Source organism: Paenibacillus sp. JT31N17 (assembly GCF_056269255.1).
The window spans coordinates 1-22,373 of record NZ_JBWDNP010000028.1 but is presented as its reverse complement, the minus strand read 5'-3'; the positions used below and the strand labels follow the sequence as shown (position 1 = coordinate 22,373).

Sequence of the window (22,373 nt, the reverse complement as noted above, 5' to 3'; positions counted from 1 at the left end):
GAGCCTCGTACCGTGTTATAGGTTAGGCGTCAGTATCAGCAGCCTGGAATGACATAATAGGGCTGGTTGGAAAGCTCCTCATTCAAACCCGGGTAAATCCAGGCATCGCCCTTGCTGTCCTTCATTTCAAAAAAATAAATGAAATCAAAAGATGAGTCCGTATATTCCGCAGGCACGCAAGCGGAGAACAGGTCTCCTTTCCGGGACATCTCCACGGTCACATAGCGTTCCCCTTGATTGGCATGACGGTAGTGCAGATCGATTCCAAACCCGTCCTCTGCATCCGGCACCGCGATGCTCAAATCCAATGCTTCCCCTTTATTCAGACGGACTGGAGATTCATGCCTGTATTCCTCACACTTATTCGGGCTGCGGGCTTGAAGAAACGGAGCAGCGGCTGCCAGTATGTCCGTTATCCCGGGTTTTGCTGCTGCTTCGCCGGCCTTCTGCTCCATAGCCATGATATCGTCTTCTATGGCTTGCAGACGGTCGCTCCAATGTCCCCTGACATGAGGGGTATAACCAAATGTAATATCCGGCTTATATATGTCCTTCGAGACCATAACCAGATGCTTCCATGAATCTCTTGCTGTCCGGTAATGTGCCAACGCCAGTTCCAATTGTGCAAAATTCTGACTGCGCTCGAACAATGCGTAAGCTAATGAAGCACGGAACTTATTGGCAAAGAAGCGTCCCAGATCGATCAGAATGGTTACGTCGATAGTGAACCGGCGGAAGGAAGGCGTATTCTGGTCACCTGCATCGCGAAAGGCTTGAGACAAATTCATTTCTGCCGTATCGGCAAACTGCTCCAGACGGCCGGCGGTTTCCAGAGGGGAATATTTCCCTGTGCGGAACCCTTGAACAATGTCGTCGGCAAAATCGTCAACCCGATAAAACAAAGCCGTATCCAGTGGACTTGATGTGCCGAATGTTCCGGGCTTGGGTGTGTCGAATTCATAATAGGAGGCCTCCCCCCTATTCATAATGGGCTGGTTGGAGTACATCTCGGGCCAATATATAACATTCGCAGCAGAAGGAAGATGGGCAGCGGTTACAAGCGGGAGTATTCTGCTGGCATGGGCGAGCGCCTGCTCGCAGTGATAAGCCGCAGCACCGAACTCGCTATTCAGGTAACGCCGCCAGGAGGCCGGATCCGCATCCGGATTATACAGCAGCCGCCCCCACAGCCGGTAATAATACTTATATTTAACCCAATCCCGATTAGGCAGCTGCAGCGCTGTATCCAGGTAAGGCTCGCGGCCCCCGGGCGATCCTGAGCCTTTGCGGCCTTTGAATGTTAAAGGCTCACATAATTCCACCCCTTGAGTGCCGCTGAAGCCTGCAAAGCGCCCGTACCCTGAAGCGATAGCCGGATCGCCCCAAAGCAGCAGCTTCTGCGTTCCCGGCCAAACTCTGAACAAGATGCCAAACGCGCGATCATGCCGCAAGTAATCGGCGTAGCCATACCGTGTAAATCTGCGGGATAAAGCCGTAATTTCCTGCATTTTCATTGCAGGACTGTCAGGCGGAGAAAATTCATTTTCCCGAATGGCGGCCTGATGATAAGAAGGCCCCATATGCTCAGCCCAATATTTGGGGGACAAGTAAACAGGCTGCTGCGTGCTTAAGGCAACCTTCAACAATTCATCGTTTATTCCCTTGGCATGCATATCAATTTCTACTCTACGTCCGGCATCCTTCGTACCTTCCATAACGACACGCCAGAATTCATAGGCAGGCTCGGGAATGCCACCCTCATAATGGACGCGAAATGTAAGACCGTCAATGGTTGGAAAATCCCTCAGCAGCAGCCGGATGGCATCACGGCAATATTCGGCGTGGTTCTGCGGGGTTATTCCTTCAATCGTGTAGTTCATATTCGGACTTTCGGTGAACCTATAGGAATGATTCCATAATCCCAATTGAAAATGAAGACCTCTTCGTTGGCATTCTTCTCCGATATAGCGGAGCATGTCCCAATTGCGCTGCCTTTCGTCGGCAGGAAGCTCTGCGACCTGCACTTCATATCCGGGTACCTCGAATAGAAAGGGATAGCTGAAGCAGAAGTAATTGTCATGGACATCGGGATCATGACCGTAATCGTAGCCCATGCCGAGTGCAAGACTGAATCTGTTGAACCGCTGCGTCATCAATTCAGTCAAATATTCATCCCAGAATGATTTGTCGTAAAACCATGGCTTATCTTCGGGCTCGCAGGCAAATAAACGGGTTACGCTCCGGATAAGATTGGCGGGCTTCTCGGCAAACGATGCTGTAGCAAGCAGTTCTTCCCTAACGTCGGCAGCCAACTGGATGCGGTCTGCAAGCTCAAGCACGGCATAGACGATGCCGCGAGTGTCCGTGGCTGATAGTACAATCAGCCCCGGGAGCGCTGCAACGGCAAAAGCTTCCGCTTCGGCAGGCAAAGGAAGATTGGCCCGATCAAAAGCCGAATGTACAAGCGGCGAATCCGTTCCGGCAATAACGATCTGCAGCGCGGTACCGGACCCGTTCAGATATTTCCCGGTATGGCTTACGGGTACATGGCGTTGTTTCAGCGCATCCGACAATAGTCCCTCTGCCCAGATTACCTGGGCTTGCGAGGCGAGCGGATTCTGATCATCGCGGAAGATGATCACTTCTGACAGCAGCTTTGGCGTTTCATTTGACAAAGAGAAACACTCCTCGGGTATCAATTTGAAAACTTGTTCGATGACAGGGGCAGCGAAATCATCTTGATGCAAACCGGCATCGGAATCTCGATGCTATGTCCTGTCGGATGCAGTCTGCCGGTCTGATTGTCGATGCCGAATACGACGATATTGTCAGTAGCCTGATGCGCAACGAGCATATATTTGCCCGTGGGATCGATAATGAAGCTTCTGGGCTCCTTTCCCTGCGTCGGCTCGTGTCCTACGTATTCAAGACCGCCCGTAGCAGGGTTGACAGCATAAATCACGATGCTGTCATGCCCCCGATTCGAACCATAAACAAACGTCCCCGCAGCGTTTACCTGTACATCCGCACAATTGCTGCGGCCCGTAAAATCCGCCGGTAGAGCCGAAACCGATTCTTTATACATGAGTATGCCTTCATCCGGGTTATAGTCATAGCTCGCAATGGTGTTGCTCAGCTCATTAATCACATAAGCCCAACGTTTATGGGGATGAAAAGCGAAATGCCTGGGGCCGGCTCCGGGCTCCATCTGCACCGGCGGAATGGAACCGGAATTTAACCTCCCGTTCACCGGCTCGAAACGGTAGACGATTAATTGATCAGCCCCATACTCGGCAGCAACGGCATAACGGCTGGAGTTATCCAGGGTTATAGAGTGGACATGCGGTCCTTGCTGCCGAACCGGATGTACACTCGCCCCCTCATGTTGAATAAAATCCGATAGTTCTCCCAGACTTCCGTCTTCACGTATAGGCAGAACGCTTACGCTGCCGCTGCCGAAATTGGCGGTCAACAAGAATTGGTTATCCTGCTCCACAACCAGATGAATGGGCTTGGAGCCGCCCGAGGACTGCTGATTTAAATATCGGGGAAGCCCGGTGCCAGAGTCGATTTCAAATGCGCTCACCATTCCCTCCCCTTCAATGGTGTTCACCGCGTAAAGATAACGCTGCTGCGAATCAATCGCCAGATAGGTAGGGTTCACAACACCCGGAACCTTGCCGGAATAAGCCAGCTCTCCGGTAGCCGCATCCAGACGGAGGACATAAATCCCCTCGCTTTCACCCTCCGTGTACGTTCCTATATAAGCCAATATCGCTGAATTTGAATTCATAACCGTTTCTCCAATCTTTCTTTACGGATTCCAAACTCCCAATCCTTCTTCAACCGACTCCGCTACCCCATCCGCAAGCTGGGCGGTTAACCCCCCATCTACTACCAAGGCATGGCCGGTAACGAAAGAGGATTCATCCGATGCCAGAAAAAGGGCAGCCATTGCCGCTTCGCGCATCGTTCCAGGCCTTCCCAATGGATAGGTCGCTTTCTGGCGGCGAACCTCCTCCGGATACTTTTCCAGAAAATCCACTTTGCCTTCCGTCACGATTCTCCCTGGGCAAAGGGAATTGACCCGGACTCCATATTTTCCATAATCCAGCGCCATCTGACGGCTCAAATTAATGATGGCCGCTTTGGCGGCAGCATAGGACGAATGCCTTCTTCCACCCAAGAGTCCATGGACCGACGCAGTATTGATAATCGAGCCCTTCCCTGCTTTCATCATTCCTGGAAGCGCATACTTACTTCCCAGAAAGGCTGCCTTGACCGTTGAGGCGAATACTTCGTCCCACTCCGCCTCCTCCTGTTCAACGACAGAAGCCGCTCGGCCTTTATAGGCATTATTCATCAGAATATCCAGCCTCCCGCATGATTCATTGGCATGTTGGATAAGTTTCCTCAAATCATCCGGTTTAAACACGTCAGCGGAGCAGTAGCTGGCCCTGCCTCCAGCGGCAACAATGTTATCGGCGACCTGCTGGCCCAGGCCTTGCCGTCCGCCATCGTCGTTGACAATCACGTAAGCGCCCTCTTCCGCAAACAACTCCGCGCATGCTCTTCCAATCCCGGAAGATGAACCTGTAATAACGGCCACCTTGTCTTTCAGTCTTGTTCCCACATTCTTCTCCTCCTTGCTTTTTTTTAATTTTTCAGCTTCTCCTGATATAACTCGTTCAACTCTTTCAGGTGCTGCTGATAGCCCGGATCATCCTTGAAGCTCTTGACAAACTGCTCCCAATCGCTCATGGTGCTCTTTCCTATGATGACATTTGTCTCCATATCATTAATTTTCTTATTCCAATCCGCGCTTTTTTCCAAAGCGGTTGGTGTTACAAGGCCAAGTCCGGGATTCGGCGTCGACAGGGTGGTGATCTTATCGACAAGCTCATGATTGTATGCTTTGGTTTCCGGCGTCATGCCCGGCAAGTCCGCTTTCACATATTTGTCGTAGTAGCTGGAAACCCATTGTGCGGATGTATCAAAGGCATAGCCTTTCTTCTTGCCTGCTTCCGTCTGGGTGATGTCGCCCGTTTCGCTCTCGGTATAATCCGTACCTTTTATTCCGTACGCAACTAGATTATATACCTCTCTGGTCGCCGTATAGTCGTAAATTTCAAGAATTTTTTTCAATTTTTCCTCGCTTACTTTTTTATTCACCATAAAAATTCCAAATGAGCCCGGCGCTGCCTCCATGTATACATTTCCGTCCGGTGCAGCGGGAAATAAGTAAGGCTTGATCATGCCTTTCGGATTAACCTTGGTTAAGTCATCGGTATACAAGTGGCCGTCATACACATTGGTAAAGCCCATTCCCGCTTTCCCCTGGGTCATGAAATCTCTGGTCTGACTGGTCTGCAACAGCGGCAAGTCCGGGACCATGATGCCGGCTGTATTCACCTTGTTCCAGAATGCCAATGCATCCTTCATTTTTGGATTAAAGAAACTCGGCAGCAATTGACCGTCCTGGTCCACATACGTTTGCAGGCCATTCCCGAACATTGATATATAATAGCTGGATAACGAGGGCGTCCCTTGACCTACGAAACCGTACGTATCATCCTTGCCGTTGCCGTCCGGGTCGTCTTTGGTGAATGCCTCCATCACGTTATAGAATTCATCCATGGTCGTTGGAGCCTTCAGTCCTAATTTGTCCAGCCAGTCCTGCCGGATCAGCAGGGATTGGTGACCATCAATCGGCCGGACGCGGGGAATCCCCATTGTTTTCCCTTTGAAGGCGACATTCTTGTAAATTTGCTCAGGATAGCTGGCCAAATTAGGGTAGTTTTGAATATACGGTGTCAAATCCCAGAAAGCTCCCTGGTTCGTTGCATTGGCGAACGCTTGCGTATTGATATCCCATACTAAAGTCACGTCGGGAAGGTCGCCGGCAGCGAGCATCACATTTAATTTGTCCGTATAGTTGTTCGCAGGAACATAGGTAACGTTAATTTTGACATTGAATTTCTCATTCAGTTGTTTGAGACTATCCAGATCATTGCCTGGCACCGAATTGTAAGTCGTGGTCAGTATATTAATTTCTGTAGGTTTGGAAGCTTTACCCCCGGCAGCAGCAGTTGAAGATGCTTGCTGAGTTGTTGACGGGGTCTGTGCTGAACTGCAGCCCGCCACCAGTATTACGGCAGCCAAAGCGCCAAAGCTTATACCTTTCAACCATCTTCTCATATTCAATCCTCCTTCAATTTTAGAACGCCTTCATTTATTTTTAAGCTGCTTGAACGCATTCCTTCTAACTCCATCACCCCCTTAGCAGGAATGCCTCATCAGCCTTTCACCGAACCAACCATCATCCCTTTGACAAAATACTTCTGCAGGAACGGGTAAACCATAATAATAGGCAGCGAGGTCAGGACGACAGCTGACATTTTTATGGTTTCGGGCGGCAGCATTTGATCGCTCTGCAGCATTTGCGCTACTGAGGGATCCCCTACCTGGGTGGACGATTGAATGAGCAGTAATTGCAGGACTACCTGCATGGGGCGGAATGTATTCGAATTGATATAAAGTACAGCATTGAAATAGGTGTTCCAATAAGCAACTGCGAAGAATAAACCGAAAGCAGCGATGGCCGATAATGAAACAGGCAGAACAATTCGGAAAAACACGCCAATGTCTGTGCAGCCGTCTATTTTTGCCGACTCCTCCAGCTCATCGGGAATTTCCTGATAGAAGCTTTTCATCAAAATGACATACCAGGCGCTGGTGATTACAGGGAGAATAAGCGACCATACCGTATTGATCAATCCGAGCTCCTTCACAAGCAGATAATTGGGAATCATACCCGGATTAAACATCATCGTGAATAGAATACCCATCATGAGAATGCGTTTGGGCCTGAACTTCCTGCGGGACAAGGCATAAGCGAGCCCGCTTGTCAGGATAAGGCTGCAGGCCGTGCCGACAATCGCCAGGAAAGCACTCACGCCCATGGAGTGAAGAAAGGTTGAGGTTGATAAAATAAACTGGTAAGAAGCCAGGCTCCACTGCTTCGGAATAAGCACAATCGGGCTTGTGGCATATTCGATCGGGTCCGTAAAGGAGACGAGAATTACATAGAGAAAAGGCAGTAACGTCGTCAGGGAGAACAAAATGAGAACGATATAATTGAAGGCGTCAAACACCCGGGATGCGGGCCGGTGCTTCATCAGTAAACTCCCTCCTCTCCGAGCTTCTTGGCTAACCGATTGGCAGAAATAACGAGAATTAGGCCCACCACCGATTTGAATATACCGACAGTCGTTGCGAAGCTGAAACGCCCGTTTTGAATTCCCATCCGATAGGCATAGGTATCAAATACATCAGCCACCTCCGTCACGGCAGAGCTGGACATCAAATAAATTTGTTCAAATCCGATATCCAGAACTTGACCTAATCGAAGAATCAAAAGAATGATAATCGTTCCTTTAATGCCGGGAAGCGTCACAAATAAAACCTGTTTCCAGCGGTTCGCACCGTCCATCCGCGCCGCTTCATATAATTCCGGATTAATGCCGGCCAAGGCAGCCAGAAAAATAATTGTGCCCCATCCGGCATCCTTCCAAATCGATTGCATTGTCAGCATAAACCAGAAGTTATTGGAGTTGGTGAGGAAGTCTATGCTGCTGCCTCCTGAATCCGCGATCAGTTTATTGACAATTCCGCTGCCGCTCAAGGTCAGGAAGCAAATCCCCACGATAACGACCCAGGACAGGAAATGCGGGAAGTAAACCGCGGTTTGAATCCATCTTTTAAAGGTTACGTTTTTTAATTCATTCAATAAAAGCGCCAGAATGATCGGTGTGGGAAAGAAGAAAACAATGTTTAAAAAACTGATTGCCAATGTATTTCGGAACAGCAGCCAGAAGTCCGGATTCAAGAAAAAGCTCTCAAAGTTTTTGAACCCGACCCATTCGCTTTTTAGAAGACCCAGATAAGGAGAGTATTCTGTGAAGGCTAACGTTAACCCCCACATGGGCACATATTTAAAGATAAGGAAAAATAACAGGCCAGGCAGTGCGAGCATGTACAAATATTTTTCTTGTTTGAACGATTTTCTCCAGCCCTTCAGCCAAAGCAGCAGTCGATGGGGAGAAGCGGTCTGGTAAGGCAGTTCGATTTGCTTCCCTGGAGAGAATACGGTTTTTCGCTGATTCGGCAATGCGCTCATCCTTTCCTTATTCGATTGTGGATTGCTAACTCGTATTGTAAGTAAGCCCTATCCGTTTAACAATGAGCCAATTGTGAATGCTCTTTATGTGCCGCTTTTATTCGAATTCACAAAAGGAGCACTCATACAAAAACGGCTGCCCTCCGTCTTAACAGACTTGTGGATAGCCGTTATTTCGATCATGTTATTCTTGTTCGCGAAACTGCCCCGGAGTGCTTCCTACATTTTTTTTAAAAACACGAATAAAGTTTTGCGTATGCAAATAACCAACCTTTTCGGAAATATCACTAACGGGGATCGTGGTTTCCCGCAGCATTTGCTTTGCCCGTTCAATACGGATTTGCGTTAAATAATCGGTGAACGAGATTTGCTTGAACCGTTTAAACAGCTTGCTGAGATGTGTCCGGCTAATTCCGGCATCGCGCGCACATTGATCCTGGGAAATCTCCAGATGATAATTTTCTTGTATAAAGGCGACTACATTCTCAATAATCTGCTCGTGCTCCATATAGGTTTTATTTTGCACAAACCGGACAATCGGAGTAATTAATTCCTGAAGAAACCAACGGTTTAGATCATCCATATTTTGCATTTTGCGCAAATGTTCATAAGGCTCCTCGTCCTTAAAAATGGCGTCCATATCCATGCCCAGCAGATAAACGGTACGCATTGTAGTACCCAGAAGCTGCGTATACGACATATGGATCACTTTAGGCGCATGGGTGGCACTCACCACATACAAGGAGAACTCGTGAAGCATGCGCTGCGACTCCGCCAGGTCCCCTTGCCTCAATGATTCCTCATAGTGCTGCTCCAGCTCAATTGGATAACGATAGCTCCCGCTTGTCTTCAAGAAGGCATTATCCTGGTCAATGACCTGTTCTCCCCCTACGACCAACCGGGAGGATAATGCGGAAGCGGCTTGCCGGTACACCTGCGCCAGATCGCGAATTTCATGGGTTGCGGTCCCAACTCCAACCGTTATCGGCAGCCGCAAATAGTTCGCCAGAACAACCCTGACCTCTTCCAAAAAAGCTTTAACCGAAGCATTCCATGCTGCCACCGCTTCCATGTTGATTTTCGTGTCCGTTCGATTCCAAAGGAGAACGGCCACCTGGTCATTCAACAGATTAACGGTAATGCCAAGGAAGGAACGCTCATAATTGCTGATCATATCGCTTACTATATTCTTCATTGCAAATGCAATAAGATCACGATCACGATCCGAGAACCTTCCTTCGAGTGTCGAGCTCCTATCGTAAGTCAGAATAAAAACGGAGAAAATGGCCCGCTGCGGAAGACCGTAACGGTGGAATAAGTTCTCGAGTTCGCTCTGCGAATAGTGGATAAGATGACCATGAAGCGCCTGCATAACAAAAGATTCCTGAATAATGGGTAACTGGCGTGAGAGTTGATGCTGCAGCTCTCTGGTTTTATCCTTTAACTCCAGCCAATGTTGCTCCAGATAACCGATTTCATCTCCATCTGTATCACTTTCAGTGGAATCACGCCTCATACGGGACAAAAGATTGGCAACCGGCCGGTAGACCCATCGGGTCCCGAGAAAAGTAAAGACAAAAGCAAGCAGCAGAACGGCAGCCAGAACAGCCGCCGTAATGATTCCGATCCCTGCCGATTTCGCATTCAATTGCCTTGCCGGAATCAGATCAATGTACTGCCATCCGGTATAAGGCGATGTAAGAGTCGTCACTAAATAGTCCTGGTTATTCCATGTATAGTGAAGCTTGTGGTTGGATCCGGTTTTTTCTCGAATCGTATCAATTAATTCTGATGGCAATACGGATTCGGAAGAATTAACAACCGTTTTATCCTCGTTATCTACAACGGCGATCATCTGTCCGGGATAAACAACGGAGCGCTGGATAGCATCCTGGAACAGCTTCTTATCAATCCTGACAAGCATCAGTCCAAACGGATTGCTATCCTGCAAAGGCAGCTTGCAGACAAATGTAATTCCGTTTGCCGTATCATTGGGGCGGATATGGAATATCTCGTTTACCCATTGGAATGATTTCGGAAATCCGATTGCCTCGTTCAGCTTGTTAATATCGTAAATTGGCGTCACTTTGAATAGACCGGAGGATGAAGAAAGCAGATAGTTGTCTTTGACATACATCGAGATATCCAGTATCAGCTTGTGATTGGTTTGAAAGGACAAGAAAAACTGGGAAACCTGCATATTATATTCAAGTTCATTATTCTTGACCTTCTGCAAGGCCCCATCCCAAAAAAGGGGAAGAAACAGCATTTGCAGCGTACTGTCTTGAATATTTTGCAGTTCATTTTCAATGGTTGCGGAAGAATTCTCTAAAAGCTGGATATTTGCCCGGTTCACTTCATTTTGCAGCGCCGCGGCGGAGAATGAATAACTGCTCACGCCTACAATCAGAGTAGGCAGAACGGCGGCAGCCAGCATCAACAAAATCATTCTTCGCAATAAAGTCGATTTCATGCTAACAAACGGTTTCTCTTTCCAGTTCCATCTCATTGTCCCCCTCCTAATATGAGATTAGCGACATTGCGATTATGAGCGATAGCCGGACCCAGCCCCTGAAATATAGAAGGCCGTACCCCAAGTAGAAGTCGGTTCCTTTGGGTACAGCCCGGCACATCTCTTATTTGCAGTCATTCAACAAAATTGTAAACGCTCTCATTCAGCTCATCTCAGATTCACCCCCGGCTATGCCGGGAATCACTTTTCCCGCCCATATTTATCCATCCTTCCGGCCGCTCTTGACCGAACTTTCTCCATTTTATCAAAAACAAAAACGATAGCCTATAGACAGTTCTTGCGTTCTGTCTGCCGGGAATATAGGTTCTGACGGACATATGCTCACGCTGCTTACAAGCATTTGTAACGCAGCAAGGCTGCCAATGGATCGGCAGCCTTGTGAACGGTTCTATCCTATTTTCCTTTGTAATCGATCAGGTTGTCATAACGCCCTTTGGAATCGCATTTGGACTAGGTTCCTGCCCCGGCAGATCTCACGCTCCGTGCCGTCGAATTCAAAGCTTTGACGCTCGTAGAAGCCGATTGCGGCCTGGTTCTCCCGGAGCACCCACAAAATCACTTTTATGTAACCCAGCTCCTTCAATCGCTCCAGTGCCCAATCAAGCAGACGGGTCCCATGCCCTGAGCCTTGATATTCCTTCAACAGGTAAATTGCCGAAATTTCAGCGGTGCTTTCGAAGCCTTCCATGGAGGAGTTGATTATCAGACAGCCTACTGCTGTTTCATTGACCAGCATGATTGCAGTCCGCTCCAAGCCTTGAGACAGGGTTTGTTCAAAGTGCCTGGCCCGTTCCTCAGCCGTAACCTTGACCAAATAATCAGCCGGCATGATCTCTTTATAAGCATCCCGATAGGATGCGGCGTGCACCCGTCCCAAATCCCCGGCATCCCCCATCCGTGCCCATCTTATTTCATGCATGTGGAAGTCTCCCCGAAACGCGGCATGCTGCCGGATTGATATAATGGCGTTCTTGTTTCCAAGGTTTAGTGAATAACAGGACCTGCAAACGCTCGTTACTTCGATCTTGGTATTATAAATGCCCGGTCATTCTTCTCAAACCCGATACGCGGGTAATAATCCATCGCGGCCGGCGCGGAGATTAATAATAAGGAGACCTCATCCCCCAGATACGCACGCAGCTGCCTGACAAGCTCTGAACCTACCCCGCTCTTCTGATACTCCTGACTTACTGCCAGATCGGACAAATAACAGCAATAGGAGAAATCGGTAATCGCTCTGGCCAATCCGATGAGCTTGTCCCCGTCCCAGGCCGATACGTTAATGTCGGCGTTGTCAATCATCCGCTGGATACGGTCAAGATCATCCGCCGGACGTTTGATTCCTGAGCTTTTGAATACAGCGGAAACATCCCCTGAGAGAAGCGGAGCATTAATCTTGTACGCTATCGCCATTTGCACACCTCTTAACTAGTTAATTTCCAGCTAGTATATCATATATTCAGCCCGGCAAAATAACCCGTCTGATGATCTCATATCACGATTCCGCTCACGGTGCCGTCTTCTCCTCGTCCTCTTTGTTCTCCTTCACAAAGGCATCAACAAACGCCTGTCCCTGCTTCTGCATGCTTTGAATCGCGGCGTCCAGGCTTTGCTTGCCCTGCAGCACCCTCTGCAGTTCCGTCTGAACCATGGCATATTCCTTCTGATAGAAATCTCTTCGGTCAGTGAAGTCAATCGCATTAAGGGTCGACTTCTGATCGAAGGCAACAGCCGCAAGCGGATTGGTGTTGAATTGAAGTCCCGAGCGGCGGATGGACAATCCGCCATCCATTTTGGAAATCACCTTGGCGGCACGCTCGCCGCCAATGAACTGGATCATTTTCCAGGCCTCCTCCTTGAAGGGGGAGCTTGCGGATATGCTGAAAACCCCATCCATCCGCATGTAGCCGCCCGACTCCCGGGCAGCGCTGTTCACCGGGGGCAGAACCGCGCTCCAGGCAAACTTGGCTTGATCAAACCTGGTCCTGTTGCCATACATGTCGATGGTCATCGCAGCTTTGCCTTTGGCGAAGAGATCCTGCTTCTCTATCGCCCCCTCGTCGATCCAGCTGCTGCCATCCTCTACGCGAACCTCCACGCCTTTAATGGCGATGGATCCGTCGCGAACCGACTCCACAGCTGTCTGCAGCAGATCATGCCAGGCGGGCGTATCCAACAAATGTACGCCTCTCTGCCAATCTACAAGCTGCAGGCCTTCGGTTCCATTCAGCGTCTCGAATATAAGGGCATTCAAGTCCTGCATCCATGGATCATGATAGCCGACAATGCCGCCTCCCGCTTGCTTGAAGCGGTAAGACAGCTGAAGCAGCTCCTTCCAGGTCATCCCGCTCGTCGGGGGATCAATACCGTACTGCTTGAACAAATCGGCGTTATAATACAGCAGCGAAGAGTCGTATGAGGGAGCCAGACCATATATTTTGTTCTCTTCATTATCCTTCAGCATGGCTATAACTCCCGGCTGATAATCCGTCTCAGGCATGTCCGAGCGGCTCATCCAGCCGGTCAAATCCTCCAATAGGCCTTGATCTGCGAGCGGGCTGTAATAAGCCGACGGAGAAATAACAATGTCCGGCTTCTCCTTCTCAATCAACTGTTTATAAGCCTCTATGGGGTCTTTCTCCTCATAAATATCTCCTGTGGCAACCAATTCAACCGGAAGGTCAGGGTAAACCAGATCAAAATAATCCTGATAATAGAATTCAAATGTCGTTTCGTCTCCCACGGCCACCTTCAGCACACCTGCAGGCTTCTCCGCAGCTGAACTGTCCGAACAGCCCGACAGCAGCAGGAGAGAGGCAAGTCCTGCAAAGACGAGCAGCCGGCTGCCCGTCATATTCATCAGGGATCGCTTATTCCGACGGACTGCGAATATGGCAATCAAGCTGCTGCTAATCATGGAGAAGTCCCCTTTCGGAGATCGGGATTCGCGCTCTGCAGCTTCTCTTCCATGCTTGCCAGCGCTTGGTCTGGCTGCAGCTTGCCGTCCAGCACCGTCTTCATCGTCTCAGAGCCAATCTGATAGATTTGCCCTTGCGCCTTTGCCTGCTCCTCATTGCCGGAGCGTTTGATGGAAGCCGTAATTTGCTCCGGATCCAGACCAGGCGGGTAAAAGGCTTTCCACTGTTCGGCAGGCAGGGAGGCTAACAGCCTGGAATCCATATAAACAGGCAAAGAACCCGTCTGACTGAGCAGTTTTTTGGCGTAATCCGGCCCTCCTGCGAATTTCACCAGCTCCCATGCCGCTTTCTCCTGGGTCGTCTGCGCATTGACCGCATAGATCGTATCCAGATAAAAACCAGCCGATGCGTCAACCGCAGCCGGGGCAACCGCCATCCACTCGACATCCGATGGCTTTAACTTATACTGGGCCAGCTGATTCCCGTAAGAATAGGTATTAATGGACATCGCCGCCCTGCCATTGGCAAAAGCATCAAGCTTTCTCAATTGCTCCATCGATAATCCACCCGGGTGTTCCGCCCAATCTATCACATTGTCTATGATCCAGCCAGTCTTCAGCCCCTCCGTCACTTTGCTCCAAAGGCTGTTCCATGCCGGAGTATCCAGCGTCATTTGGCTGCCGTCAGGACTTAGCGAACGCAGTCCCGAGATGCTTCCCAGCTGGCTGAACAAGCCAAATCCGTTTCTGCCTGTTGAGGTGGATAGTCCGGCTGCTCCGGTGCCGTTGAATTTCATGGCAATCTGCAGCAGCTCATCGGTCGTGACTCCGTCTTTTGGCAGCTCAATTTTGTATTTCTCAAATAATTTCTTGTTGACATATACGGCTTCCGTGCTGAAGATTGGCGCAAACCCGTACAGTTCCCCTCCGCCAAGCTGACGGATGGTCTTGACTACCGGATCGTACATGGAATCCAGCTTTACACCATCCCTGTCCGCCAGAATATCGAGAGATTTCAATTTCCCCTGTCCCGCAAGGTCCTGGAACTGAGTCGGCGTCAACCGGAGCACATCGGGCCTCTCCTGATCGACCCACTCCGCAAGATTCTTCAGTGAAGCGTCCGAAGGCAATGTCAAACGGAATTCCACCGATGGATGACGCAGAACAAACGGCCGTCCGATATCATTCATGAAATTGCTGTATTTGGAGTCCTGGACTTTAAGGATAAGATCCCCTTCATCCTCCAGGGAGTCGTTCAAAAGCGCAGACATGCCGTCTTCGGCATGGCCTGGCTGTAGAATTTGCATCAAATCGTCGCGGAACCACCAGCCGCAGCCAAGCAGCACAACCACGCTCATCAGGGCCGCTGCAGCCCGAAACGGCGATTTTCGTTTCTTCTCTCTCATGCGGATGCGTTCCCTCACTTTGCGTTCAAGATCCGAGGTGAACCCATTTCGGATTGGAGGCTTCTCCGCCAACCGGCGCTCCCATTGATTTACCGGATCCTTCATGTCCACTTTTCCTCCCCGGTCAGCATGGCATCCTCGGACAGCTTGCGGTTAACCGCCGCCCTTGCCCGGTGAAGTCTTGATTTCACGGTGCCCGTCGATACTCCAAGCATGTCCGCCATTTCATTCATCGACAGTCCGTAATGACTGCTCAGCAGCATCACCTCACGCAGCTTGGCAGGCAGCTTCAATACGACACCCCAGACCTGCTCGGTCATAAGCTTGTCGATTGTCTCCTGCTCCGCTGAAGCATGAGTCTGCTGCTGCGCATGACGGCTGGGCATGAGCGTCACACGGCGAATCCAGGCCGACCGCAGCACGTCGCGCGCCGTATTGCGGGTAATGGCCAGCAGCCATGTTTTCACCGACGATTGACCCCGGAAATTATACAGATGCTCGAACACCTTGATGAATACATCCTGGGTAATATCGTCGGCCAGCTCTCTTCGATGCGTCATGAAGAAGGCGAAATTCCAGACGTCTTTGCCGTAAGCCTGCATCAGTTCATCGAGCACGGCATGACGGTCCAAGCCGCCCTTAACATGTTTCAAGTAATCGAACTGCAACTGTGTTCACCTCGCAAAAGTAGACGAATCGAAAAGGAGAATGGTTCCCTATCTATTTCCACGATTATACAATGAAAGAAATATCGGCGGAGATAAAAACAGAAAGAACCGGCAATCGGGACCGATTGCCGGCATGGTATTGCTCCTTGAAAAGTCATTCCACCTGAAAAACTACCTCTATACCTGTCGGTTTGTTCTTAAAAGGGGCACTATATTCACTGAACTTAAATTCAATTCCTGAAATATCATCCGGTAAAGGCGGAGTTATTACGTAGCTATAGGAAGAATGCCCTGATGAATGTCCACCATTAGTCATTCGACTGTCGTATTCTTCTCCTAAATAGAGCTCAAAATAACTGTGTTTATATTGGTTTTCCGGAAGGTCAATTATAATGTCCTGATCTATACTAAACGTTATTACACTTGCATTGTTATACTGCCGTATGGAAGTTAACGAATAAAAAAGCTCTCCCTGTTCAATCGATTTCAGGATCGGGATATGCTTTCGGAATCCAGATGGATCTACTATAGGTTTAAAATATTCTTCATTTCTCAAAACGCTAAATACCGCTTTCAAGAAATCTTCGTAAAGTTCAAAAGAATTTGCCCATCCAGAGATATGCTCAAATGGCGGAAAACCGGGATTATGGTCCGAAATTTCCTTCCGCTGCTTTAGCAGTACGCAAATTTGCTCATCGATATTAACAATTCGTTCATCATAATATTCAGTTGGACGTTCAAATGGCATCCGTTTCATCATGGTCCTCCTTTTGGACATCCTTTTACCCGCTATACCCGTTTAAATATAATCATATAAAGGAATCTCATACAGATGGCGGCTTGTGATAGCCCTGCGGATCGTAGGGCATAAGCTGATCCATCCATTTCTTCTCCAACTTCTTCAGTTCATCCCTGTAAGCCATGACGACATTCCGCTGTACGCCCCCGCCGGGAACCTTGATATCCTTATAATCGTTTCTGACCTCATCGCCCAGCTTGAGCGGCTCCAGCACCTCGAACTCAAACTGTTTTTCGCCGTCTTGCTTCCAGTCCGCCTGCAGCAGGGAATTGATATGGGAGCCCATATTCAGCATAAAGCGTTCACGATGCCAGGCCGAATCGAGCGTCGATGTCGAGGCGATATAGCGTTTTCCACTGCCGAGATTCCTGATTTGAAAAACACCCATCGTTCTCTTCTTCATGGCAAATTCATTTTGCAATTCTTTTCTTCGATCCATGTCTGAAATCCTCCTGAATGATTCCTATATTAAACCGTCAGCCAATATGCGCTGCCATCGCTCTCACGGCTCAGAAAACGATAATCGATGAGCTGCCTGCGGAGCGTGGCGTAGTCTTTGCTTAGAAAGCGCCGTAAAATGTCATTAACCGCCGCTTCCGAATACTTGCTGCCTTTCTGGAAGCTTGTGGAAATATGGCGCAGCAGTGCGGCTCTTTGCTTCTCTTTGCGCGGCATCCCCGTGAGCGGCCCATTCAGTCCATCCGGCAAGTACTTGGCCAAAAGCTTCGTATATTCCTCCTGGGTCAAGGCATACCGCTCATCGACCTGCGGCGCAGCGCGGTGAACCGGCATGAACTTCGTTCCGCTCGGGAGCGCAGCTTCCATCAGCTCCATCGTGGCCAGAAACAATTTGGCCTGCCTGGCCTTCTCCTTAAGGGCGAATCGATGATTCCGGATCGTCGAAGCGCTGCCTGCTCCTGTCAGCTTGACCGTCTGCGCATCCGTCTGACCTGAAGCGAAAGCGCCGATCAGCTGCTTTTGCAAATCGGTCAGGCCCGTAGCTTTCTTGTCCAGTCCGAGCAAATATTCCAGCATGGAACCATGCGCCTGCCCGATGTGGTAAAGAACATACTTGCGCGCTTCCATGAAGCGGTTCCCGGCAGGATATACATCGCCGTCTTCGAACGCTTCGCCGCAGATCAAGCAATAAAAGCTTGCCGCAGCCGGGTCGAAGACATAACCGTTCTTCAAATCCTGCAGTGATGCGCTGTAAAAATACTCCGACACATTCATATTAAACATCTCCACATGTTGTTTGTCTTATTTATAGATATACTATCATTATGTTTGGTTTATATCAATATGCAAACAGATATGCCTCTCCCTCACGCGTCTTGGGATCCAGGCGGCTGGGCCTCCCGAATGAAGCGGTGCAGGGGAAAGAGAATTGTTTGTATCCCCATCACACTTTATAATGGAAGCGTGGAAGTGAATATCGAGCAAGAGGAGGAATTTATCGGATGAGTCAATCATTGTACATATTTGCAGGTTCCTATGCGGAACCGGAGAGCAGCGGGGTCTATGTTTACCGCTTTGCGGAAAATACGGGATCTCTGACGCTTGCCTATGAATACCAGGGACTTAAGAATCCGACTTTTCTGAATGTCGATGCTGCCAAACACAGATTGTACGCAATCTCGGAGGGTACCGATGCCGCGGGCAAAAAAATCGGGGAAGCGGCCGCTTTTGCCATCGATGCCGCGACCGGAGCTTTGAACTTATTGAACAAAGCGGCTACCGTTGAAGCGCCAACCTGCCATATCCAGAGAGATCCCAGCGGTAAATACCTGATCGTGGCGAGCTATCATGGAGGCATGATTGGTTTGGTCGAATTAACAGCTGAAGGTCACGTCGGAAAGCTTGCCGATGTCAAGCAGTATGAAGGCCATGGGCTGCATCCGGAACGTCAGAATCAGCCCCATCCCCACTCCGCCATCTTCAGCCCGGACGGCAGGTTCCTGTTTGTGCAGGATCTGGGTCTTGACCGCATCAGCAGCTATTCCCTTGAGGAAGACGCAGGCCGGCTGGCGCTCCATGAGGAGACTGGCCTCCATCCAGGCGCGGGTCCGAGGCATTTTGCTTTCCGCCCTGACGGAAAATATGCCTATGTCATCAATGAGGTGGATTCAACGATAACTGGCTTTGCTTATGATGCGGAAAAGGGGCGGTTAACCTCCATTGAAACGGTCCCCACTTTGCCGGCTGGCTTTCAAGGAGAAAATACATGCGCCGAAATCGCCGTTTCGGAGGATGGACGGTTTCTTTACGGCTCCAACCGCGGGCATGACAGCATCGTTGTTTATGCCATTGATGAAGCAACTGGCAGGCTGACGCTTGTGGAGCATGCCGATGTGCGGGGCGCCCACCCGCGGCATTTTGCCCTGACTCCTGGAGGGCGCTATCTCATTGCCGCCAACCGGGACACGAACAATATCGTAACCTTCCAGGTCGACCGCCAATCCGGCAAATTGCATTACACAGGCAACAGCATCGAGGTGTCCAAGCCGGTGTGCGTCCAGCCTTTTTATTTGTAGAACAGTACAGCTGATGGCTGCAAAAAATAACCTTGCCAAGCGTCCAAAACGACGCAGCAAGGTTATTTCTTTGTTTCGACGTGAAATTGAATTTGCATGCCGATGAGGACAATCACTCCAATACTGGCGCACGCAGCGGCAGATCAAAGCTGCACATCCCGATATCCCGGTGCGCGTTGCCGATATTAACTGCATTCACAGGCTCCTTGCAGGCGTCAAAGCCAACCCACAGCTTACTGCCCACGACCAAGCATGCCGGAAGTCCAACCGCCTGTTTGACCCAGGGTATATTGGACGCATCCAGCACGATGGCTTTATCCTCCGGATCCCACTCCGTTACGCTGCGGCTCCAATAGACCCATACCGCCTCGGTAAATTCATTGCCGGCTTCATCGCGTCCCACATGATTGACAAACATGAACCAGAGGCTGCATGCGGGCTCATAATACAAACTCGCATTCTCCAGCTGCTCCCCGGGAGGCAGCAAGGGCTCAGGAGACAGCTCCCATGGCCCGCCCGGCGACTCCGATACTGCCAGCCCGATTGTCCGGTAATAGTCAGGTCCTGTCGTGCTGGCGCTGTAAAAAGCAAAATATCTGCCGTCCAGTTGAAGGACATATGGCGCACAGATACAGCCTTCGTTCCAGCTGCCCTTCTCTCCGAGGGCAAACAAACTGGTCGACACCTTGGTCCAGGGCCCATCCGGATGATCCGCTGTGGCCAGACCTGTACGATAAGGAAGGGCCGGTATGTAAAAAGGAGCGCCGGAAGTATTTTCAACCGATACATAATAGAGATGCCATTTGCCTTCAAAGAAGAACGTCGGTCCATAACATGCTCCTCCATGGTCCAGTTCTCCGGCCAGTCCGGCCTGCAGCTGCTCGCCGCGATTGTCCCAATGGATCAAATCCCTGGAAACAGCCTGACAGCAGCTCCAGCCGTTCGCACCATTCCCGTCATAATGCAGATAGAAGAGACCCTCATGCTGAAAGAGAAAAGCCTCGCGCGCACCGTTCATATCCATTTGGTCCCCATGTTCAAGCACAGGTACGGGATGGATGTAGTCGGGCTCATACCTCCTCGCAGGAATCTGTTTCGCACGGACACTCTTTTTCAATTCCACTCCTCCTCTCTGTGGAAAATGGCCATTAAAGAAAAAAAGTGACGATGATCCATTCTTTAAGCAATCTTAAAGACTCGATCATCGTCACTTTTCGCATATGCATATTTCCGTTTGTCCGGTTTAACCTTCGTCACCGGCATGACTCCGTTCCAATTCCCCCGCAGCAATCTCGGATCCATCTCACCCTGCCGCAGCCGCTTCTCCCTTTTCTTTCGCGCAGCGCTTTTAGCCATAATTTTTCCCAACTCCTGTTATTTGATTGTATGTTGCTATGAGTAGTATACGATTATTCCTCGCTTTTGTTCAAGCGGATATGCCATGAAGAGATTATTTTCATAACAGGGTCTTTGGAGGATTTCTATTTACGCAAACTGATTGATAAACAATTGACGCATCATCTTCACGCAGCTTTCCTTCCGATAGTCGTTGCAGATATATGACAGATCATCTACTATGTAATTAGATGATCTGTCATCCATATAGCGGAATGAGTGAGAGGAATGAATACTGTTAACCTTCATGTTTGGCATACCGGCGAGGTCCTCATCGATCAGGCGCTGCTTTTAAAGAAAAAACTTGGCATCCCGCGCTTCCTTCGCCGGCTGGCTGCGCCCGCGCTCCAGGAAGATGTGGGTCCCGGTTTCCGCCTATCTGATCGAGCGTCTGAAAGGCCGGATACTGGGGGACACCGGCTGCATGAGGATAGTTGAATCAAAAGAAGCATTTTGGGCATCTTGCCCACAGTATTTATCAAGGCAGACTACCTGAAGCTCATTCCAAGCGCGAAAGGCTCGCAAGTTTGCGGCTCGGAGAAAAGGATCTGGAGTATGTGATTCTATGGCTCATCATCATTCCGATCATGTGAGCGGACTGAAGCAGCCTTAGCGGTACCAGGCGCATTTTGACCAGCGAAATTGAGCTGCGTGCAGCCGTAAAGGATGCGGGATATATCCGCTCCATGTGGAAAGGCGTTAATCTTCCAGACATTTGCGTCGGAGGATATTCCTTATGGCTCTTTCAAGCTTGGACTTGATCTATTCCATGACGGTTCCTTATACTTAGTCCATACACCCGGGCATTCCAAAGGCCATATTTCCGTTCTTGTCCGTACCGGGGAAGGCTGGGTTCTCTTGACAAGCGATGCCGGCTATGCCGAGAATCCTGGAAGCGGCACATCCTGTCAGGCCTGACAACGAGCAAAAATGAAGCGGCACAATCCAACCATGCCTGGCAACGAGCAAGAATGAAGCGGCACAATCCCTGCGCCGGGTAGCCGAATTCGCGCAAAGAGCGGACTGCTGCGCGGTTCTCGCCAATCATGATGGGAATGTCATACCCCGTATTATCGGTTAGAATAGGCTATCTGCACGGCCTACCTTAGCTGCACTCCCCCGTTAGGGGGCGTAAGCTTCAGCCTACAAATTCAGGAGGAGTCTATGTCCAATCTTTATTATGAAGCGGAACGGTTTCGCTACTTGATTCTTGCCGCACAGCGTCAAGGCGTCCGCATGCTGAATGATCAGCTCAAAACGCATGATCTGACGGCTTCACAGGCGGAGGTCATACGTGTTCTCGAAGAGCGGCAGCCCATCTCGCTCAAGGAGCTGGGAAGCTTGTTAGTTTGTGAAACGGGCAGCCCCTCGAGATTAATCGACCGGATGGTCACAGACGGACTGATCGACAAAATGAGCGATCCCAATGATTCGAGATACGTATTATTGAGACTGACAGCCAAAGGCACGACCCTTGCCGGGTCTGTCCGGCATATTGAAATCGGAATGTATGAGCAGTTCCGGCAGCTTTATACGGAAGAGGAGTTGATCGCGACCGGGGATGCCATGGAGAAGCTCATACGCCATATGCCGATTGAGCAGGCACTGGTCAAGCGCGGCCTTATTTCGGAATAACTATCCGCGAAGCCGCGCCTTGCTTTGGGCATGTTTCGTGTTGGAACCGACAGCTAATACACTTCCAGTAAGGAAAAACCTTATTGCAGCTTCTTGCCGCACCACTTGTGCGAATGCAGCGAGGAAATGGCGGCTTACAGCCTCTCGTGATGGTGTTTCAACGGCTGATACAGCTTCCAGTAAGGAATAACCTCACTGCAGCTTCTTGCCGCACCACTTGTGCGAATGCAGCGAGGAAATGGCGGCTTACAGCCTCTCGTGATGGTGTTTCAACGGCTGATACAGCTTCCAGTAAGGAATAACCTCA

General features: G+C 49.9%; 19 protein-coding genes. 2 read left to right on the top strand and 17 right to left on the bottom strand.

All coding sequences use genetic code 11. From position 1 onward, the window contains the following. Positions 1 to 35 precede the first annotated feature (35 nt). The 15 genes from AC0YOB_RS37565 to AC0YOB_RS37495 form a co-directional block, all read right to left on the bottom strand. Positions 36 to 2,675 (bottom strand): hypothetical protein, encoded by a 2,640-nt coding sequence (locus AC0YOB_RS37565; protein WP_475797102.1) that lies wholly within the window; start codon positions 2,673 to 2,675, stop codon positions 36 to 38. A 20-nt stretch (positions 2,676 to 2,695) separates the two neighbouring features. Then, positions 2,696 to 3,793: a lactonase family protein gene (locus tag AC0YOB_RS37560; protein ID WP_475797101.1), complete on the bottom strand. Its 1,098-nt coding sequence runs from the start codon at positions 3,791 to 3,793 to the stop codon at positions 2,696 to 2,698. A 21-nt stretch (positions 3,794 to 3,814) separates the two neighbouring features. Then, positions 3,815 to 4,633, bottom strand: a complete 819-nt coding sequence (locus AC0YOB_RS37555; RefSeq protein ID WP_475797100.1) for an SDR family NAD(P)-dependent oxidoreductase — start codon at positions 4,631 to 4,633, stop codon at positions 3,815 to 3,817. A 23-nt stretch (positions 4,634 to 4,656) separates the two neighbouring features. Beyond that, positions 4,657 to 6,198, bottom strand: a complete 1,542-nt coding sequence (locus AC0YOB_RS37550) for an extracellular solute-binding protein (RefSeq protein WP_475797099.1) — start codon at positions 6,196 to 6,198, stop codon at positions 4,657 to 4,659. A gap of 98 nt (positions 6,199 to 6,296) precedes the next feature. After that, complete coding sequence (locus AC0YOB_RS37545) at positions 6,297 to 7,178, bottom strand: carbohydrate ABC transporter permease (RefSeq protein WP_475797098.1); 882 nt, start codon at positions 7,176 to 7,178, stop codon at positions 6,297 to 6,299. Continuing rightward, a complete protein-coding gene (locus AC0YOB_RS37540) occupies positions 7,178 to 8,179 on the bottom strand; it encodes an ABC transporter permease (RefSeq protein ID WP_475771796.1) in 1,002 nt (333 codons plus the stop codon). Before AC0YOB_RS37540 ends, AC0YOB_RS37545 begins: the two co-directional genes overlap by 1 nt. 184 nt (positions 8,180 to 8,363) lie before the next feature. Continuing rightward, positions 8,364 to 10,688 carry a helix-turn-helix domain-containing protein gene (locus AC0YOB_RS37535; protein WP_475797097.1) on the bottom strand — a complete coding sequence of 775 codons (2,325 nt, stop codon included), beginning with the start codon at positions 10,686 to 10,688 and terminating at the stop codon, positions 8,364 to 8,366. Between the two features lie 445 nt (positions 10,689 to 11,133). Next, complete coding sequence (locus AC0YOB_RS37530) at positions 11,134 to 11,631, bottom strand: N-acetyltransferase family protein (protein WP_475797096.1); 498 nt, start codon at positions 11,629 to 11,631, stop codon at positions 11,134 to 11,136. Between the two features lie 95 nt (positions 11,632 to 11,726). Continuing rightward, positions 11,727 to 12,125: a GNAT family N-acetyltransferase gene (locus AC0YOB_RS37525; RefSeq protein ID WP_475797095.1), complete on the bottom strand. Its 399-nt coding sequence runs from the start codon at positions 12,123 to 12,125 to the stop codon at positions 11,727 to 11,729. A 94-nt stretch (positions 12,126 to 12,219) separates the two neighbouring features. After that, positions 12,220 to 13,629 (bottom strand): extracellular solute-binding protein, encoded by a 1,410-nt coding sequence (locus tag AC0YOB_RS37520; RefSeq protein WP_475797094.1) that lies wholly within the window; start codon positions 13,627 to 13,629, stop codon positions 12,220 to 12,222. Continuing rightward, positions 13,626 to 15,140, bottom strand: a complete 1,515-nt coding sequence (locus tag AC0YOB_RS37515) for an extracellular solute-binding protein (protein ID WP_475797093.1) — start codon at positions 15,138 to 15,140, stop codon at positions 13,626 to 13,628. Before AC0YOB_RS37515 ends, AC0YOB_RS37520 begins: the two co-directional genes overlap by 4 nt. Further along, complete coding sequence (locus AC0YOB_RS37510) at positions 15,137 to 15,703, bottom strand: RNA polymerase sigma factor (protein ID WP_475797092.1); 567 nt, start codon at positions 15,701 to 15,703, stop codon at positions 15,137 to 15,139. Before AC0YOB_RS37510 ends, AC0YOB_RS37515 begins: the two co-directional genes overlap by 4 nt. Positions 15,704 to 15,857: 154 nt before the next feature. Beyond that, a complete protein-coding gene (locus tag AC0YOB_RS37505) occupies positions 15,858 to 16,460 on the bottom strand; it encodes a hypothetical protein (protein WP_475797091.1) in 603 nt (200 codons plus the stop codon). A gap of 67 nt (positions 16,461 to 16,527) precedes the next feature. Next, on the bottom strand, positions 16,528 to 16,941 hold the full coding sequence (locus AC0YOB_RS37500; RefSeq protein WP_475797090.1) for a GIY-YIG nuclease family protein: 414 nt from the start codon (positions 16,939 to 16,941) through the stop codon (positions 16,528 to 16,530). A 29-nt stretch (positions 16,942 to 16,970) separates the two neighbouring features. Then, positions 16,971 to 17,735 (bottom strand): DUF2087 domain-containing protein, encoded by a 765-nt coding sequence (locus AC0YOB_RS37495; RefSeq protein WP_475797089.1) that lies wholly within the window; start codon positions 17,733 to 17,735, stop codon positions 16,971 to 16,973. A 227-nt stretch (positions 17,736 to 17,962) separates the two neighbouring features. Here AC0YOB_RS37495 and AC0YOB_RS37490 point away from each other — a divergent pair, with 227 nt between their 5' ends. Beyond that, positions 17,963 to 19,036 carry a lactonase family protein gene (locus AC0YOB_RS37490; protein WP_475797088.1) on the top strand — a complete coding sequence of 358 codons (1,074 nt, stop codon included), beginning with the start codon at positions 17,963 to 17,965 and terminating at the stop codon, positions 19,034 to 19,036. Between the two features lie 112 nt (positions 19,037 to 19,148). Here the strand turns inward: AC0YOB_RS37490 and AC0YOB_RS37485 are convergent, their stop codons facing one another. Both AC0YOB_RS37485 and AC0YOB_RS37480 read right to left on the bottom strand, forming a co-directional pair. After that, positions 19,149 to 20,153 (bottom strand): glycoside hydrolase family protein, encoded by a 1,005-nt coding sequence (locus AC0YOB_RS37485; RefSeq protein ID WP_475797087.1) that lies wholly within the window; start codon positions 20,151 to 20,153, stop codon positions 19,149 to 19,151. Positions 20,154 to 20,215: 62 nt separating this feature from the next. Continuing rightward, the gene (locus tag AC0YOB_RS37480; RefSeq protein ID WP_210046803.1) at positions 20,216 to 20,392 is read right to left on the bottom strand and encodes a hypothetical protein; all 177 of its coding nucleotides are present in this window, start codon (positions 20,390 to 20,392) and stop codon (positions 20,216 to 20,218) included. A 1,203-nt stretch (positions 20,393 to 21,595) separates the two neighbouring features. Here AC0YOB_RS37480 and AC0YOB_RS37475 point away from each other — a divergent pair. After that, positions 21,596 to 22,066, top strand: a complete 471-nt coding sequence (locus AC0YOB_RS37475; RefSeq protein WP_475797086.1) for a MarR family winged helix-turn-helix transcriptional regulator — start codon at positions 21,596 to 21,598, stop codon at positions 22,064 to 22,066. Positions 22,067 to 22,373 lie beyond the last annotated feature (307 nt).

What these genes read in the sequence shown, in the direction of transcription:
- AC0YOB_RS37560 (WP_475797101.1), bottom strand. Translation starts at nt 3,793, where the DNA reads ATGAATTCAAATTCAGCGATATTGGCTTATATAGGAACGTACACGGAG.
- AC0YOB_RS37545 (WP_475797098.1), bottom strand. Translation starts at nt 7,178, where the DNA reads ATGAAGCACCGGCCCGCATCCCGGGTGTTTGACGCCTTCAATTATATC.
- AC0YOB_RS37530 (WP_475797096.1), bottom strand. Translation starts at nt 11,631, where the DNA reads ATGCATGAAATAAGATGGGCACGGATGGGGGATGCCGGGGATTTGGGA.
- AC0YOB_RS37495 (WP_475797089.1), bottom strand. Translation starts at nt 17,735, where the DNA reads ATGAATGTGTCGGAGTATTTTTACAGCGCATCACTGCAGGATTTGAAG.
- AC0YOB_RS37490 (WP_475797088.1), top strand. Translation starts at nt 17,963, where the DNA reads ATGAGTCAATCATTGTACATATTTGCAGGTTCCTATGCGGAACCGGAG.
- AC0YOB_RS37525 (WP_475797095.1), bottom strand. Translation starts at nt 12,125, where the DNA reads ATGGCGATAGCGTACAAGATTAATGCTCCGCTTCTCTCAGGGGATGTT.
- AC0YOB_RS37515 (WP_475797093.1), bottom strand. Translation starts at nt 15,140, where the DNA reads ATGAAGGATCCGGTAAATCAATGGGAGCGCCGGTTGGCGGAGAAGCCT.
- AC0YOB_RS37505 (WP_475797091.1), bottom strand. Translation starts at nt 16,460, where the DNA reads ATGAAACGGATGCCATTTGAACGTCCAACTGAATATTATGATGAACGA.
- AC0YOB_RS37475 (WP_475797086.1), top strand. Translation starts at nt 21,596, where the DNA reads ATGTCCAATCTTTATTATGAAGCGGAACGGTTTCGCTACTTGATTCTT.
- AC0YOB_RS37480 (WP_210046803.1), bottom strand. Translation starts at nt 20,392, where the DNA reads ATGGCTAAAAGCGCTGCGCGAAAGAAAAGGGAGAAGCGGCTGCGGCAG.
- AC0YOB_RS37550 (WP_475797099.1), bottom strand. Translation starts at nt 6,198, where the DNA reads ATGAGAAGATGGTTGAAAGGTATAAGCTTTGGCGCTTTGGCTGCCGTA.
- AC0YOB_RS37540 (WP_475771796.1), bottom strand. Translation starts at nt 8,179, where the DNA reads ATGAGCGCATTGCCGAATCAGCGAAAAACCGTATTCTCTCCAGGGAAG.
- AC0YOB_RS37535 (WP_475797097.1), bottom strand. Translation starts at nt 10,688, where the DNA reads ATGAGATGGAACTGGAAAGAGAAACCGTTTGTTAGCATGAAATCGACT.
- AC0YOB_RS37520 (WP_475797094.1), bottom strand. Translation starts at nt 13,629, where the DNA reads ATGATTAGCAGCAGCTTGATTGCCATATTCGCAGTCCGTCGGAATAAG.
- AC0YOB_RS37500 (WP_475797090.1), bottom strand. Translation starts at nt 16,941, where the DNA reads ATGGATCGAAGAAAAGAATTGCAAAATGAATTTGCCATGAAGAAGAGA.